A 16,180-nucleotide genomic window follows, 5' to 3' on the forward strand; every position below is an offset into this window, starting at 1 on the left:
AGCGGGATGCCTCCAGCAGCCTCGGCCTCCGGCCCGTCCGTGTACCGAGGGACACATCGCGACCCGGTCCTCGGGACGCGCCGGGGTGTGGCGGTGGCTCCGGGTCGCCCTGTGATGGGGTGATCCCATGACCAGCGACCTCGTGCCGTGGTTGGTCGCCGGGGGGCTCGCGGTCGTCGTGGTCGTCCTGGTGATCGTCCTGCGGCGGACCCAGTCCACCAGCCGTTCCGCCCTCGCCGATGCCGAGGTCCGGCTCGGACACCGCACCGGCACCCTCGAGCGCGAGCACCGCGAGCGCACCGCCGCCACCGAGGCCGAGCACGCGCGCCAGCTCGCCGGCGCGGATGCCGCCCGGCAGCAGGCCGTCACGGAGGCCGAGCACGCACGCACCCTCGCCCGCACGGGCATGCGGTGGGAGGAGGCCTCGCAGCGCACCATCCTCGATGTCTGCAAGGCTGCGGGCATCAACGGCGCCCTGCTGACCAACGTCGTGTTCGTGCCGGTGGCGCAGGGCGAGCGGGACCGCGACCGCAGCTACGCGGCGCAGCTCGACCACGTGCTCGTGTTCGAGTCCGGACACGTACTCGTCATCGAGAACAAGCGCTGGAACGGCATCGTCTTCGACGGGCGCAAGCCGAGCTCGGTGCACCACGCGTTCCGGAACCTACTGGACGAATCGGCGCTGACGGGGTCGTTCGCGATCCAGGTGCGGAGCCGTCGGGTGCTCGACTCCGCCGACGAGATCGAGCACTGGTGGCAGGTCCGCGTGCAGGCCGGTGGCACCGCTCCGACCCGCCAGGTCCGGCAGCAGGCCCGCCGGCTGCAGCGGTTCCTGGCCGACGAGGACGGCAACGGCCCGCAGTGGGTGGATTCGTGCGTGTTCTACTCGGGCGACGCCGCCGCCTACGTGAACGCCGAGGACCGCAGCACGAGCACGACCCCGACGGGGCGCTCGGCGACGACGGCCGTGGTGACGAACGACAACGAGCTGCGTGGGCTCGTCACCGACCTGGCGCGCAAGCACGCGGTGCCGAACCGGTCACGCACCGACGCCGTCGTCCGGCAGCTCGCCGGTCAGGGCGCGCACACCATCACGATCGGGACGTACCGCCTGCCCGAGGCGTGACGGAAGCGCACGCACCACCGACCAGAGGCACGACGCACGACGACGCCGCGACCACCAGCAGGTGGCCGCAGCGTCATCGGTGAGGGATCAGCGCAGGGCGCGCAGCGCGTCCGCGATCGGGGCCAGCGCCGCGTCGATCTCGTCCGCGACCCGCACGTGCGTCGACTCGGACCGGCGGTACGGGTCGTCCACGTCGTCGTCAGCGGGGTCGGCGGGTGGCGGCACGGTCCCCCGCAGCCGCGCGACGCGGTCGACCAGGTCCTGTGCCGTCTCGATGCCGGCCAGGTCGCCGGGCTCGAGCCCGTCGAGCACCCGCGCGAACTGCTTGATCGTGAACGCCCGCTTCGCAGCCCGCGGTGCGAGCGACACGACTGCCGCACGGTGCGAGCGCTCGGCCGTCAGGACGAGGTCAGCGGAGGCTGCGATCTGCTCGGTCAGGTAGCGCGACCGGTGCGTCGTCGGGTCCCCACCGAGGCGCGCGGACTGTGCGGCCGCTGCCTCGTCCATGACGGCGCCGTCGTCAGCGATGGTGCCGGCCGACTCGACCGTGAACGCCGGAGCGTCCGGGCCGAGCCGCGCCGTCAGCACCTGGGCGCCGAGGGGCGAGCGGCAGATGTTGCCGCTGCAGACGAACAGGATCCGCATGCTCAGGCGACCGGCTCGGCAGCGCCGAGCAGGTCGTGGCGGACGACGATCGCGTCACGGCCCGGGCCGACGCCGATCGCGGAGATCCGCGCACCGGACATCGCCTCGATCGCCAGGACGTACGCCTGCGCGTTCGCCGGCAGGTCCTCGAACGAGCGGGCGCCCGTGATGTCCTCGGTCCAGCCGGGGAACTCCTCGTAGACCGGCTTCGCGTGGTGGAAGTCCGACTGGTTCACGGGGACCTCGTCCACGCGGACGCCGTCGACCTCGTACGCCACGCAGACGGGGATCGTCTCGAGGCCGGTGAGCACGTCGAGCTTGGTGAGCACGAAGTCGGTCACACCGTTGATGCGCGCCGTGTACCGGGCGATCGGGGCGTCGTACCAGCCGCAGCGACGCGGACGACCGGTCGTGGTGCCGAACTCGAAGCCGTTGGCGCGGAGGAACTCCCCCGACTCGTCGAACAGCTCGGTCGGGAACGGGCCGGCGCCGACGCGGGTCGTGTACGCCTTGACGATGCCGATGATGCGCTCGAGCTTGCCCGGGCCGATGCCGGAACCGGTCGCGGCGCCACCGGCGGTCGCCGACGACGAGGTCACGAACGGGTAGGTGCCGTGGTCGACATCGAGCATGGTGGCCTGGCCGGCCTCGAACAGGACGGTGTCGCCCCGCTCGAGCGCACGGTGGATCTCGAGCGCGGTGTCGGCGACCATCGGACGCAGGCGGTCCGCGAAGGAAAGCAGCGACTCGACGACCTCGTCCGCGTCGATCGCGCGGCGGTTGAAAACCTTGACGAGCAGGTGGTTCTTCTGGTCGAGGGCCGCTTCGACCTTCTGCCGCAGGATGTTCTCGTCGAAGATGTCCTGGATGCGGATGCCGACGCGGTTGATCTTGTCGGCGTAGGTCGGGCCGATGCCGCGACCGGTGGTGCCGATCTGGCGCTTGCCGAGGAAGCGCTCGGTCACCTTGTCGATCGTGCGGTGGTAGTGCGTGATGACGTGTGCGTTCGCGGACACCAGCAGCTTCGAGACGTCGACGCCGCGGGCGCGGAGCGCGTCGAGCTCCTGGAACAGGACCTCGAGGTCGACGACGACGCCGTTGCCGATGATCGGGGTCACGCCCGGGGTGAGGATGCCGGACGGCAGCAGGTGCAGGGCGTACTTCTCGCCGCCGACGACGACGGTGTGACCGGCGTTGTTGCCGCCGTTGAACTTCACGACGTAGTCGATGCGGGACCCGAGGAGGTCGGTTGCCTTCCCCTTGCCCTCGTCACCCCACTGGGCACCGATGATGACTGCTGCGGGCATGGAGGTTCTCCTCACGTTGGCGGAGGACCGCACCGGCGGGCTGGGCCGGTGGTCCACCCGAGTCTATCGAGTGGTCACCTCCGCGCCACCTGCCTGTGGAGAACACGTCGACGAGCCACCGGGTCTGGGAAGCCGCTCGGCTGGCACGGCGCACCGTCGGACGTGTCAGATCCGATGAGCAAGGGAGCACCACATGAGTGACCTCGGTGACAAGGCCAAGGACTTCGCGGACAGCGACAAGGGCGAGAAGGCCACGGACGCCGGTCTCGACAAGGCCGGCGACGCAGCCGACAAGGCGACCGGCGGCGGCCACGGCGACCAGATCGACAAGGCCGAGCAGGCAGCCGACGACAAGATCGGCAACTAGCCGCCACACGACGGACGGGAGGCACGGTGCCAGCTGGCACCGTGCCTCCCGTCCGTCGTGTGGTGACGGTCCGCGATCAGACGCGGAAGAAGTCCTGGTAGGACGGGTCGCCCACCGGCTGGGCGTGCCCCGGCTCGGCGAGGCGCGCCTCGACCATGGCCTGGATCGCGTCGGGCGGGGTGAGTCCGCGGCGTCGCCACTCCATCGGGTTCGACCGGAGCTGGGTCAGGGAGGTGTGCGTTCGCATGCTGCAACCCTCGCACGAACTGCCTAGTTCGCCTAACTACATGTCCCTTTGCCGCACTCCCCCAGAGCGAGGGGTGCGGCAGCCACTGCACGCCGTGCGCCCCGTCACCGGATGGTGACGGGGCGCACGGTCGTGCTCAGCGGCAGGTCAGCGGCGCGGAGCCACCGGTGCCGTCGCAGCGGACGTCGCGGTGCCGTCCTGGTACCCCTTCGCGGACGCGGTCACCCGCACCTGGAAGCGGTGCCCCTGGTCGGTCGTGCCGAGCGTGTACTGCTTGCCGGTCGCACCCTCGACGGCGACGCCGTCACGGAGCCACTGGTACGAGTACGACACCTTCTTGCCGTCCCACGAGCCGGGCTGCGCCTTGAGGGTCTTGCCGACCTTCGGGGTGCCCGAGATCGTGACGGCGCTGCCCTCGCGGAGCGCGAGCGTCGGCGCGGTCTGCGCCGAGGCGAGCACGTCCGCCTGGTCGCCCACCGCGTTGCCGAGGTGGAGCAGCAGGATGCGGGCGTTCGTGACGTCGGCCTGCCGCGTGACCTGGAGCGAGCCCTGGTCGGCGAACAGCACGCCGGTGGTGCTGCCCTGGGCGAAGGAGAGCGCCGGCTTCGTCGGGTCGAACGTCGCCTCGGCGGTCTCGTCGACCACGTAGGAGCCGCTCGTCGCGAGGGCCGGTGCGTACGCCGACTCGGTCAGGACCGAGTAGGTGAACGGCTTCGTCGCCCCGATGGTGGACGCCGAGACCGTCAGCACCTTGACGGCACTGTCGAACGTGTTGACGTCCTGACCCGCGGTGCCGCCGTTCAGCGGCTGCGAGTCGACCGTCTTCCCCGTTGCCAGGTCCACCGTGGTGGCGAACGTGGCGTCGACCGTGGCCGACTTCGCGTCGTACACCAGGTAGTCCGGCGTGCCGTCGCGGTCGGTGTCGATGAGGACCTCGACGTTGGTGACGGCACCGGGGTTCGCGTCCGCGCCGGCGGTCTGGACACCGAAGGCGAGCGTGTCCGACGCCTTGTCGTAGTTCGCGCCGTAGGCACGGATGTCCGCGGCCTGCAGGGACTGCTTCGCCGAACCGGCGGGCAGCGGCTCCTGCGGGTCGGTCCCGCCGAGCACGAACGGTGCGACGACCGAGTGGTACCCGGTGACGGCGTCGCCCTGGTCGACCGAGCGGCCGGTGAGCGCGAGCTCCGCGGTCGTGGTCGAGCCTGAGAACGCGATGTCCCTGCCGTGCACGGCACTGACCGGCTTCGGCGCGACGTACGCACCGAGGCGCATCGGGTTCAGCTTCGCGTCGGTCGGCGTGAAGGACACCACGCCCGACTCGGCCGCGACGAACTCACGCTGGTAGCCGGACTGCACCGACTCCTGCGTGGGGTCGATGACGCGACGCAGCTGCGTCGGGTCGGCGATCGTGTACGTCAGCTTGACGGTCGCGGTGCCGTGCGCCGGAGCGGTGACCCGCTTGGTGCTCAGCGAGAACGCGACACCCGGCTGGTCGACCTGGGCCTGGTACGCCACGTCGTACGTGTGCGGGCGGCCGTCGGTGTTCTGGATCTGCAGGGTGCGGGACTCGCTGGTCTTCCCGCTGACCTCGACGACACCGTACGAGGCGGTGACGAGCTGGTCGTTCTCGATGCTGCGCACCGTGGTGCCGGCGGTGACCGCCTGCAGCGCGTCGACGCGGCCGGTGCCCTGGCGGAGCAGCGTGGCGTTGCGGTCACCCTGTCGGACGTCGTGGGTCGCGGTGTTCATCACGGCGGCCTTCACCTGCGGCGCCGTCCAGGACGGGTGCGACTGGAAGGTCAGCGCGACGATGCCCGCCACGTGCGGCGTCGCCATCGAGGTGCCGCTCATCGACATGCGCCCGTCACCGGTGCCGTTGGCCGCGGAGATCACGTTGACCCCGGGGCCGGCGACGTCCGGCTTGACGATGTCGTCGAACGAGCCGTGCACACCACGGCTGGTGAACGGCGCGAGCGTGTTGACGTTCGCCTGGTCGGTCGCGAGCTGGAAGCCCTTGAGCTCCTGGGCGAACCGCACGTGCAGGGTCCCGGCCTTCGCGGCGGCCTGGAGGCTCGCAGCACTGTCCGAGGTCAGCTCCGCACCCGGGATGGTCGCGTTCCCCGCGATGCCCGAGTCGAAGCTGGTGACCGTGCCGGCCAGCAGGACGCCGACACCGCCGGCTGCCTGCACGTTGTTGAAGCGCACACCGGAACCGCACTCGAGCGCACCGTCCGTCCACTTCAGCCAGACGACCTTGCCCTTGACCTTCGCGGCCTCGTCGGCGCTGAACGCCGCGCAGCCGTCGATGTTCGTGGTCGGGACCACGACGTCACCCTCGACCGGCAGCGAGCCCTGGTAGTTCTGCGAGTACTGCGCGCGGTAGGTGCCGGCGACGTCGGACGGTGCGGTGGCCTCGACGCCGTCGAACAGCGACTGCCCGGTGGCGCTCGCGGCGACGGTCAGGGCGCCCTCGGCGTTGCCCGGCGAGCCACCGATGTCGGTGAAGTCGTCGGCGTTGCCCGAGGCGATGACGGGCAGGACACCGCGGGCGGTGAGCGCGTCGATCTTCGCGTTGTCGGGGTCGTCCGGTGCGCCGTAGTCGGAGCCGAGCGACAGGTTGAGGACGTTGATGTCCTTGCCCTCGGTCAGCGCCTGGCCGACCCAGTCGAGCGCGGCGCCGGTCAGGTCGGTCGAGCCGCCCTCGTCACCGAAGACCTTGAGGGCGTAGAGGCCGGCCTCGGGCGCGGTGCCCGGACCGATCCACATGTCCTGGACGGTCTGGTTGGTCAGCTTCTTGTAGTCACCGCGGAACGTCTTCTTGTCGGCGGTCAGGCCGTAGCCGGCTGCGGTGCCGGACACGTGCGTGCCGTGGTCGCCGCCCTTGCCGTCGATCGGGTTCGCGTCCGGCTTCGGGGTCGGGTCGTAGCCCGCGCTCGAGGAGTCGGCGTTGTACGTCGGGCCGGCGAAGTCGTAGCCACCCAGGTACTTCTTCGCGTCGAACCAGCTCGGGTCCGGCGCGCTCGTGCTCGCCAGGGCCTGCTGGTACGCCGCCGTGGTGCCGGGGCCGCCGAAGTCGGCCTGCGTGTAGTCGAGGCCGGTGTCGAGGACGGCGACGTTGACGCCCTTGCCGGTGCGGCCCGTCTGCTGCCAGGCGTCGAGCGCCCGCGTGTAGACGTCACTGGCCGCGTTCTTCGGGCTGACGCCGTCCGCGCCGGGCTCCACCAGGTCGGGGTCGACGCCGCTCGGGGCCTTCGACGCGTCGCCCGGGGTCGGGTCGACGATCTTCTTCGGGGTGAGCGGGATGATGCTCTCGACGTCGGAGCGCGTCGCGATGTCACGGAGGGCATCGACGTCGGCGACCACGGCGACGCCGGGTACGGTGTACTCGGTCGAGTACAGCTCGGTGGCCTTCGCGTCCGAGCGCTTCACGGCGGCGCGGACGGCGTCGACCGTCGAGGTGATCGCCTTCACGCGCTGCTTGGCCTCGGTCGACTGGGTGCGCGACCCCGCCAGGTCGCCGCCCTTGGCCTTCGCGTCGACCTCGAGGGCACCCTGGCCGGTCGTGCGCACGAACGCGGCGACCTTCTTCTGGGGCTTCGCGTCGCGCAGCGGCTGCGCGAGCTTCAGGTCGGCCGCCGACAGGCCGCTCGGGGCGGCGCTCGCGGTGCCGCCGACGGCGAGACCACCGCACGTCAGGGCGACGGCGGCGATGCCTGCGGTCAGGATGCGCGACACGCGACCACGCGCAGCGCCCTTCTCGACCGGTGGTTGTTGGGGTGTGGCGCGGTTCGGTGTTGCACGTGTCACAGGGCGCACTCCTCGGGCTCTGTCCGTGGTGGGAATTCCTGTGAAGTTATGCGTTCGTTCACAGGCGGAACAGTCCGCACTTCGGGGGACTGTCCCTCGGACGGGGGTACAGCACCTCCTAAGTTGCACAGGTGTGTGCACGTTATTACGATGGGCGTCGTGACCACCACCGACCAGCCCGGGCGCGCGCCCCGACGGGACGCGACCGCGAACCGGGCCGCCCTGATCGAGGCAGCGCGGAGCGTCCTGCAGCAGGACCCTGACGCCTCGCTCGAGACCATCGCGTCCGCCGCCGGCCTGTCGCGCCGTGCGGTCTACGGACACTTCCCCTCCCGCGACGACCTCGTGCGCGAGGTCGTGACCGGCGGCGCCGCCCGGATCGCCGGCGCGATGCCGTCGTCGTCCGAGCTCGCCGACCTGCCGCCCGCTGCCCGGCTCGCCGCGATCGCGGTGACGCTCTGGGCCGAGGTCTCGCACGTGCGCTCGATGGCCCGCGTCGCCCTGCGCAGCCCGTTCGCCGAGTCCGTCGCCGAGGTGTTCGCGCCGCTGCGGGCGCAGGTCCGCACGGCGTGCGCGCTCGGCATCGACGAGGGCTCGATGCGCGACGACGTCGACGCGGACACCCTCGCCCGCCTGGTGGAGGCCGCGTGCATCGCCGTCCTCGACGAGGCCACCCGTTCCGGCACGAGCGACGAGGTCGGACGGCGCATGGTGGTGTTGTCGGCCCTCGGCACCGCCGGCATCGACTGGCGCACCGCCCTGCTGTCCGAACCCGCTGCTGCTGACCCTGTGGAGTCCCACGCATGACGCTCGAACTCGACCACGTCGGCATCGGCGAGGAACCCGGTGCCGCGCTGCCGATCGTCTCCGCCGTCGCCGCCCCCGGCCGCCCCGGGGTCATCGCCGTCGAGACCGAGCAGGCACCGGTGCTCGCGTCCCTCGTCGCCGGTGGCCGCATGCGCCCCGACACGGGACGGGTGCTGCTCGACGGGCACGAGGACGCCGCCGCCGTGCGCCGGGCGTTCGCACTCGTGGACACCCCCGGGGTCGCCGAGCCGTTCCCCGTGCTGACGCTCGGGCAGGTCGTGCGCGAGGAGCTCGCGTTCGCCGGGCAGCGCCCCTCGCGCGGGCACGTCACGACCGTGCTCGACGAGCTCGGGATGCTGGGCTACGCCGACACGCCCGTGCAGCGGGTCCCGACCGAGGTGCGGGTCCGGCTGCTCGTGGAGCTCGCACTGCTGCGCGACGGGGTGACGGGCATCGTGCTCACCTCGCCCGAGCGGCACGGCGGCGCCGTGGCCGACTGGTTCGCGGTGGTGCGCGACGTCGCACGACGTGGCGTCACCGTCGTCCTCGTGACGTCGAAGGCGGCGGCCGACACCGTCCAGCAGCTGCTCGACACCATCCACACCGAGGGTCCCGACGACGCGACCCGGACCGACGGAGGCGACCAGGGCCTCCCGTCCGGCCCCTCCGACCGCCTCGACCCCGAGGCACCAGCAACCGTCCCGACGGAGGCACCCGCGTGACCATCCCCTCGCTCATCCGCGCCGAACTCGCGCGCCTCACCGCCACGCCGCTCGCACGGCTGGCGTTCATCGCCCTCATGGTGGTGCCGCTGCTCTACGGCGGCGCGTACCTCTGGGCGAACCGCGACCCGTACGCCAAGCTCGACCAGATCCCGGCCGCGATCGTCGACCAGGACGCCGGTGCGACGCTCGACGGCGACCGCGTCGACTACGGCGAGGACGTCGCGAAGGAGGCGATCGACGGCGGCGACTTCAAGTGGACCGAGACGACCGCGGCCGACGCGCGCTCGGGCGTGCGGAACGGCACCTACGACTTCGTCGTGACGATCCCGCACGACTTCTCCGAGTCCCTGGTGTCGGCGCAGAGCGACGACCCGAAGCGGGCCGAACTCGTGATGACGACCGCGGACACGAACTCGTACCTGGCGTCGACCATCGCGGAGCAGGCGGGCAAGACCATGCGCACGGCCGTCGCCGAGCGGGTCGGCAAGCAGGCCGCGAAGACGCTGCTCGTCGGGCTCGCCGACGTGCGCGACAGCCTCGGCGACGCCGTCGACGGTGCCGGCAGGCTGGCATCGGGGGCGACCACGGCAGCGGACGGGGCGGCCTCCCTCGCCTCCGGCACGGCGAAGCTGTCCGCGGGGGCGTCGGAGCTGGCGGACGGGACGGCCTCGCTGCCGTCCCAGACCGCGCAACTGGACAGCGGCGCGCAGCAGGTGGCGTCCGGAGCGTCGGAGCTGGCATCCGGCCTGCGGTCGGCGCAGCAGCAGACCGCAGCGCTGCCCGCGCAGACCGCGCAGCTGAACGACGGCGCGCAGCGCGTGGCAGCGGGCAACGCCGAGTTGGCGAAGCGGGTGGACGCGGTCAGCGGGGACGTCGACGCGCTGCAGCCCGTCGACGCCACGGCGGTGCTCCAGCAGATCGAGGCGAACCTGCCCGAGGGCGTCACGCTGACCCAGGCGCAGCAGGACGCCATCACGAAGGCCGTCAGCGACGTCAACACCGCTGGGGCGTCGGCCAAGCAGACCTACGCCACGACGAAGTCCGCCGTCGACCAGCTCCGCGACGGCTCCGCGCAGGTCGCCGCCGGCACGTCCGCGCTCGCGTCGGCGTCGCCCACGCTCGCGGACGGCATCGCCTCGGCGTCGTCGGGCGCATCGCAGCTCGCGTCGGGGTCGTCGCAGGTCGCCGCGGGCACGTCGAAGCTCGCGGACGCGGCGCCGACGCTGTCCTCCGGAGCGGCCTCGCTCGCCAGCGGTTCGGCCTCGGCCGCGTCTGGCGCGGCGTCGCTGTCCTCCGGCGTCGACCAGCTCGAGGACGGCTCGAAGGAGCTCGCGGCGAAGCTCGACCAGGGCCGCACGAAGATCCCGGCGTCGACCGCCTCGCAGCGGTCCTCGCAGGCCGACGTGATCTCGGATCCCGTGAAGGTCGGCGACGACAACATCGCCGCAGCCTCCAACTACGGGGCCGGCCTCGCGCCGTTCTTCATCTCGTTGGCGGCCTGGATCGGCATGTACGCGCTGTTCCTCATCCTGAAGCCGATCTCGAAGCGGGCCATCACCGCGGTGCGGAAGCCGCTGCGTGTGGTGCTCGGCGGCTGGCTCACGCCGGCGCTGCTCGGGGTCGTGCAGATGGCGGCGCTGTTCCTGATCGTGCGGTTCGCGCTCGACCTCGACGTCGTGCACGCCGGGGCGACGGTGGCGGTGATGGTGCTCGCGTCGGCGACCTTCGCGGCGATCATCATGGCGCTCAACGTGCTGCTCGGGTCGGTCGGGCAGTTCCTCGGCCTGGTGCTCATGCTCGTGCAGCTCGTCACCGCGGGCGGGACCTTCCCGTGGCAGACGCTGCCGGGGCCGTTGGCGGCGCTGCACTTCGCACTGCCGATGACGTACTCGGTCGATGCGATCCGGCAGACGATGTACGGCGGGTCGTTCGCGGCGGTGTGGTCGGACGCGGGGGTGCTCGCGTGCTGGTTGCTCGGCGCGCTGCTCGTGTCGTACGTCGTCACCGCGCGGCAGACCCGCTCGCGGACGCTGCGCGACCTGCGGCCGAGCTTGATCGGGTAGCGCGGCGCGGGGCGGGGTGCTCTTTGTCGCCGTTCATGGAGCAGAAGACGTCGAGTCGCGCCCACGCACTCGACGTCTTCTGCTCCACCGACGGGCACCGGCGTCTGGGGTACGGGCCGCCTGCGTGGGCACGAGCACCCACCGCGCCGCTCGTGGAGCAGGAATCGTCGAGTCGCGCCTCCGCACTCGACGATTTCTGCTCCACCGACCGGAGCGCGGGCGACCTCCGAGCGCATAGTTGACGCGCGTGAGCCCGGGAACGAGCAGCGGCCGGCGCGACCGGGAGGCGGCAGCGTCAGGGTGCCCGGCGTCCGAGCGGGACGTCGGCGAGCGCTCCCCCGAGCCAGCGCATGTCCTCGTCGGGCAGCGCCGCGCGCGCATCGGCGTCGAGCACTGCCGTCGCATCGTCGACCGGCACGAATCCGATCCGCTCTCCGGCACCGAGGTCCGCCGGGCTCTCCTGGTTGCGCGACAGTGCCCAGACGACGTGGTGACCGGGATCACGGAGCGCCACCGTCGCCTCGACCAGCCGCGCGAGGTCGTCCGCCGACGTCCACATCCGCAGCGCCCGACGGCTCGACGGCCGCTCCCCGAAGGCGCCGATCCGTGCGGAGACGATCGACATGTCGAACCGGTCCGCGAACAGGCTGCCGAGCAGCTCCATGGCGGCCTTCGTCACGCCGTAGTAGGTGTCGGGACGTGGCAGTCGGTCACCCGGGATCGAGCCGGCCGCGCCCTCCGGCTCCGGAACACGACCGACCGCGTGGATCGAACTCGCGAGGAGGACACGCGTCACCTTCGCTGCGGCCGCTCGCTCCAGCACGTTCTTCGTGCCGGTGAGGTTCGCCGCCACCAGGTCGTCCCACGCGTCCTCGGTCGGGATGCCCGCGAGGTGGACCACCGTGTCGACCCCGGCGAGCGCGACGTCGAGTGCGTCCGGGTCCGCAACGGAGCCGGTCACGAGCCGCTCACCGTCACCCACCGGTCCGTCCGGTTCCCGCTCGTCGAACAACACCAGGTCGTGCCCGGCCGAACGGAGCCGCGGACGCAACGCCGTCCCGATCCGACCAGCAGCACCCGTCAGCAGCAGCGTCGCCATGCCGCGGAGGCTACCCCCGTCGACGCAGCAGCGACGCCAGCTCCGCCAGCGCCTCTCGGTTGTGCGTGGTCACGTCGCTCCGGCTCCAGCGCAGCACGGCCCAACCGAGCCGTCCGAAGGCACGGTACCGCCGGAGGTCGGACTCCCACTGCGCCCGGTCGGTGCGGTGCTGGTCACCCTCGTACTCGATGACGATGCGCTCCCGGCGGTAGGCGAGGTCGGCGCGGCCGATGAACCGCCCGTGCTCGTCGCGGATCTCGACCTGCAGCTCGGGTTCGGGCAGGCCCCCGCGCACGATGCCCAGACGTGCGCGGGTCTCCTGCGGCGAGCCGCTCCCCGGTCTCACCAGCGCCAGCGCGGCACGGAGTGTGCCCGCTCCCGGACAGCGGCTCCGGGCGGCGAGTGCGGTCGCGAGGTCCTGGACCGTGGTCGGATGGGCCCGGCCGGCGAGCACCGCGTCACCGAGGACGACGAGGTCGTCGAGCCCGAGCACCGACCCACACTCCACCCAGGCGGTCGCGGGTGTGCTCGTCGGCATCCCCCACCGCTGGACGACCCGGGCGCGGTCCTCCGTCGTGCGGTGGCCGACCACGCCCGTCCGCCGCATCTGTGCCGCGGGGCGGAGGCTCGTCACGTGCACCGGATCGTCGCCCTGGCAGCCGTGCGGCAGCGGGAGGCCCCACAGCACCGCTGCGGACAGGTGGCTCACGAACTGTCCGGGCCCGAGCACCGGTCGGAACGCACGGATCCGGTCGATCCCGGTCAACGGTCGGTGTCGGTGCCAGCGGATCGACCGCGTCGGTCGGACCAGGTCTCGTCGGCGGAGGCGTTCACGGTGTGCCCCCGCGCGATCGGCCGCACGGACGTCGAAGCTCCGGACGCGGAGGTCCTTCGGCAGTGGTCTCGGTCGCACCTCCCGAGCGTCGCGGATCCCCGCGCCACCCCGGTCGCTCCGTGCCCGATCCGTGGACACCCACACGCGCGGGTCCGCTTGTGCAGGGATCCCCGCGCCGTTGGTGGAGCAGGAAACGTCGGGTGGCGTGCGGGTACTCGACGATTTCTGCTCCACCAGCGGACTGGCGGGCGGGCGGGCAAGCTGTCGGCGGACGGGCCGACCAGGCCGACGGACCGACGGGCACCGGCCGGCCGGGCAACGGCACCATGTCCTGACAACCGCGCACGCCGGGGCGACTACGATCGAGGCACACCACGACAGGTCGAAGGAGATCATGGGAGACGGCACGCCCGCCACCGCAGACGGCAAGCCCGCGACCATCTACGACGTCGCCGCGCGCGCCGGGGTCTCGAAGTCCCTCGTCTCCCTCGTGCTGCAGCGCTCGCCGAAGGTCAGCGACCAGCGCCGCGAAGCCGTCCTCCGGGCCATCCAGGAGCTCGACTACCGCCCCTCGACGGCGGCGGTCTCCCTCGCCGGCACCCGCAGCCGGACGATCGGCGTCGTGCTCGACGACTTCCGGAACCAGTGGTTCGTCGACCTGCTCACCGGCCTGCGCGAAGCACTGCAGGACCAGGGCCACCGCCTCGTCGTGGCGGACCGCTTCCTCAACACCGGTCTCGACGTCTCCCCCGTCGAGGGCTTCCTGTCCATGCGCGTCGAGGGCATCGTCATCGCGGGCGAGCCGGACACCGACCTCGCGATCCCGGCGAGCATGCCGGTCGTCGTCGCCGGCGGTCGCGCGACCCTCCCCCGCGCCGACACCGTCGCGAACGACGACCGCGCCGGCGGCCGCATGGCGGCCGAGCACCTGCTCGCCCTCGGCCACACCCGCATCGGCTTCGTCGGCGGACGCTCCGCCGCCTCCGCGGAACGCCGGGCCGGCCTGGAGGCAGGGGTCGCCGCCGCCACGTCCGGCGCCTCGGTCGTCACCCACGTCATGCCCGGGGAACCCACCGAGGCCGCCGGTGCCGAGGCCGTCGGGCTCCTCCTCGATGCGCACCCCGACGTCACGGCGGTGTTCGCGGCGAACGACGTCATGGCGCTCGGCGCGATGTCCGGTCTCGCCGACCGGGGCCTGCGCGTCCCCGAGGACGTGTCGGTCATGGGGTACGACGACACCCCGCTCGCGGCCACGGCGTACGTCGGCCTGACGAGCATCGACGACCGCAGCGTCGACATCGGCCGCGGTGCCGGGGAACGCCTGCTCGCCCGCATCGCCGACCCCTCGGCACCGGCGCACGAGACCCTGGTCGAACCCCGACTCGTCGCCCGCCGGACGACCGCCGCACGCTGACCCGCCCCGCCCGCCCGCCGCCGCGCCGGGCCGCGCCGGGCCGGGCCGCGCCGGGCCGAGTCGGACCGGGCCCCGAGGCTCGCGCCCGCGGACACTTCCGTGGTTCCGGAGCCGCGAAGACGTCCGCCCAGCCGAGTCTCGCGCGAGCGGCCAGCGGCGCAGCGGCGCGGCCCCGGCTCAGTCGGGCAGCACCGCGTGCCGCACGACCCAGGCGTGCATGACGATCGCCGCAGCGGCCGACGCGTTGATGCTCCGCGTCGACCCGAACTGCGTGATCTCGAGGTGGGCGTCCGCACCGGCCACGGCCTCGTCGGTGAGCCCGGGGCCCTCCTGCCCGAACAGGAACACGCACCGCTCCGGGATCGCCGCCGTCTCGATGCGCTCGGCACCCGGGGTGTTGTCGATCGCGACGACGGGTCGCCCGTCCTCGCGCATGGCGTCGAGGAACGCGGCGACGTCCGGGTGGTACCGCACGTGCTGGTAGCGGTCGGTGACCATCGCCCCGCGCTTGTTCCACCGCCGCCGTCCGATCACGTGCACGGTGCCGGCGAGGAACGCGTTGGCGCTCCGGACGATCGACCCGATGTTCAGGTCGTGCTGCCAGTTCTCGATGGCGACGTCGAACGCGTGCCGTCGGGTGTCCAGCTCGGCGACGATCGCGTCCATCGACCAGTACCGGAACCGGTCGACGACGTTGCGGGTGTCCCCGGCCGCGAGGAGCTCGGGGTCCAGCCGCGGGTCGTCCGGCCAGGGCTCGGGGTGCGGGCCGACGCCGTTGGTCGTGGCCTCGTGCGTCGGCGGCAGCTCCGGAGCGGCGCCGGCCGGGTGGGCCGGTCCCGGTGACGGGACCGCGGGGTCGGACGGGAGGCGCTCGGTCACGTGACCAGCGTAGGGCGCGTGCCCCGCGCCTCCCGTCCGGCGATCGTCGTCATCCGCCGACCGCGTCGGTCAGGACCCGGCCGGGTCCGTCACCGAGCGGACGCGGGCCTCGATGCCGGCGGTGATGATGTCGAGGCCGAGGGCGAAGCGGTCGTCGTACGAGTGCTCCCCGAGGATCTCGCCCACGACCCGGTGCCGCTCCGGTCGGCCCGCTTCGGAGTCGCCGCGACCGACCTGCACCCCGGCGTGCCCGACCACGAAGTCGTACACGACGAAGAACGCGTACATCGCCTCGCGCTCGGGCAGACCCGCCTGCTGCAGGGCACCGACGACCTTCGCGACGACGGCGTCCGACTCGGTCGAGGCGAGCGGGGCGCGCTGGCTGTGCGACTCGAGCACGAGGGGGTGGGTGCGCATGAGGTCGCGGAAGGTGCACGCGAAGACGTGCACCACGGAGCGCCAGTCCTCCGGCCAGACGAAGGTGGCCGTGAACTCGTCGACGGTGCGCCGGACGAGTTCGGCGTGCAGGTCGTCCAGGCCGCCGATCGTCCGGTGGACGGTCATCGGTGCGACGCCGAGCCGGGCGCCGAGGGCACGGAAGGACAGCCGGTCGAGGCCCTCCTCGTTGGCGATGGCCGTGGCCGCGTCGATCACCTGGTCGCGACTGAGCACGTTCGGGCGGCCGCGACGGCGACGAGGCGGTTCGGGTGCGGACGCGGGCCGCGGTGCGCTGCCGGGGGCGTCAGGGTCGACGAGCACGAGAGGCCTCTCCTTGATCCGGTACGTGTCCCGAAAACCCTAGCTGAAAGCCGAACGCCGGTCGGTGTCCGGTCGGCCAGGCCCTGCTGGTCGGGTGGCC

At 72.5% G+C, this 16,180-nt stretch carries 14 protein-coding genes; 6 read left to right on the forward strand and 8 right to left on the reverse strand.

Features of this window, described 5'->3' with window-relative positions; genetic code table 11:
- Positions 1–127 precede the first annotated feature (127 nt).
- Entirely contained in the window at positions 128–1,126 is a 999-nt protein-coding gene (locus QUG93_RS09750; protein ID WP_289473710.1) for a nuclease-related domain-containing protein, read from the forward strand.
- Positions 1,127–1,213: 87 nt separating this feature from the next.
- Here QUG93_RS09750 and QUG93_RS09755 read toward each other — a convergent pair whose 3' ends face one another.
- Both QUG93_RS09755 and QUG93_RS09760 read right to left on the reverse strand, forming a co-directional pair.
- Positions 1,214–1,771 (reverse strand): arsenate reductase/protein-tyrosine-phosphatase family protein, encoded by a 558-nt coding sequence (locus QUG93_RS09755; protein ID WP_289473711.1) that lies wholly within the window; start codon positions 1,769–1,771, stop codon positions 1,214–1,216.
- A 2-nt stretch (positions 1,772–1,773) separates the two neighbouring features.
- On the reverse strand, positions 1,774–3,078 hold the full coding sequence (locus QUG93_RS09760) for an adenylosuccinate synthase (protein ID WP_289473712.1): 1,305 nt from the start codon (positions 3,076–3,078) through the stop codon (positions 1,774–1,776).
- Between the two features lie 193 nt (positions 3,079–3,271).
- On the opposite strand from QUG93_RS09760, the gene QUG93_RS09765 reads away from it, so the two are divergent.
- Complete coding sequence (locus QUG93_RS09765; protein WP_289473713.1) at positions 3,272–3,445, forward strand: antitoxin; 174 nt, start codon at positions 3,272–3,274, stop codon at positions 3,443–3,445.
- Between the two features lie 76 nt (positions 3,446–3,521).
- On the opposite strand, the gene QUG93_RS09770 is transcribed toward QUG93_RS09765, so the two are convergent.
- Positions 3,522–3,692 carry a hypothetical protein gene (locus QUG93_RS09770; protein ID WP_289473714.1) on the reverse strand — a complete coding sequence of 57 codons (171 nt, stop codon included), beginning with the start codon at positions 3,690–3,692 and terminating at the stop codon, positions 3,522–3,524.
- Positions 3,693–3,839: 147 nt separating this feature from the next.
- A complete protein-coding gene (locus tag QUG93_RS09775; protein ID WP_289473715.1) occupies positions 3,840–7,427 on the reverse strand; it encodes a S8 family peptidase in 3,588 nt (1,195 codons plus the stop codon).
- Between the two features lie 231 nt (positions 7,428–7,658).
- On the opposite strand from QUG93_RS09775, the gene QUG93_RS09780 reads away from it, so the two are divergent.
- Genes QUG93_RS09780 through QUG93_RS09790 form a run of 3 tightly spaced genes read left to right on the forward strand, consistent with a single transcriptional unit; the run spans position 7,659 to position 11,094 of the window.
- Positions 7,659–8,306, forward strand: a complete 648-nt coding sequence (locus tag QUG93_RS09780) for a TetR/AcrR family transcriptional regulator (RefSeq protein WP_289473716.1) — start codon at positions 7,659–7,661, stop codon at positions 8,304–8,306.
- Positions 8,303–9,028: a P-loop NTPase family protein gene (locus QUG93_RS09785; protein WP_289473717.1), complete on the forward strand. Its 726-nt coding sequence runs from the start codon at positions 8,303–8,305 to the stop codon at positions 9,026–9,028. The genes QUG93_RS09780 and QUG93_RS09785 overlap by 4 nt, the downstream gene beginning before the upstream one ends.
- Positions 9,025–11,094, forward strand: coding sequence for a YhgE/Pip domain-containing protein (locus tag QUG93_RS09790; RefSeq protein WP_289473718.1), 2,070 nt, complete (start codon positions 9,025–9,027; stop codon positions 11,092–11,094). The genes QUG93_RS09785 and QUG93_RS09790 overlap by 4 nt, the downstream gene beginning before the upstream one ends.
- Positions 11,095–11,389: 295 nt before the next feature.
- On the opposite strand, the gene QUG93_RS09795 is transcribed toward QUG93_RS09790, so the two are convergent.
- Positions 11,390–12,193 (reverse strand): NAD-dependent epimerase/dehydratase family protein, encoded by an 804-nt coding sequence (locus tag QUG93_RS09795; protein WP_289473719.1) that lies wholly within the window; start codon positions 12,191–12,193, stop codon positions 11,390–11,392.
- Between the two features lie 10 nt (positions 12,194–12,203).
- The gene (locus tag QUG93_RS09800; RefSeq protein WP_289473720.1) at positions 12,204–12,959 is read right to left on the reverse strand and encodes an endonuclease domain-containing protein; all 756 of its coding nucleotides are present in this window, start codon (positions 12,957–12,959) and stop codon (positions 12,204–12,206) included.
- A 463-nt stretch (positions 12,960–13,422) separates the two neighbouring features.
- On the opposite strand from QUG93_RS09800, the gene QUG93_RS09805 reads away from it, so the two are divergent.
- The gene (locus tag QUG93_RS09805) at positions 13,423–14,442 is read left to right on the forward strand and encodes a LacI family DNA-binding transcriptional regulator (protein WP_289473721.1); all 1,020 of its coding nucleotides are present in this window, start codon (positions 13,423–13,425) and stop codon (positions 14,440–14,442) included.
- Between the two features lie 177 nt (positions 14,443–14,619).
- Here the strand turns inward: QUG93_RS09805 and QUG93_RS09810 are convergent, their stop codons facing one another.
- Positions 14,620–15,246, reverse strand: coding sequence for a TrmH family RNA methyltransferase (locus QUG93_RS09810; protein ID WP_289473883.1), 627 nt, complete (start codon positions 15,244–15,246; stop codon positions 14,620–14,622).
- A 144-nt stretch (positions 15,247–15,390) separates the two neighbouring features.
- The gene (locus QUG93_RS09815) at positions 15,391–16,080 is read right to left on the reverse strand and encodes a TetR/AcrR family transcriptional regulator (protein ID WP_289473722.1); all 690 of its coding nucleotides are present in this window, start codon (positions 16,078–16,080) and stop codon (positions 15,391–15,393) included.
- Positions 16,081–16,180 lie beyond the last annotated feature (100 nt).

The organism is Curtobacterium caseinilyticum (assembly GCF_030363035.1).
Taxonomy (GTDB): Bacteria; Actinomycetota; Actinomycetes; order Actinomycetales; family Microbacteriaceae; genus Curtobacterium; species Curtobacterium caseinilyticum.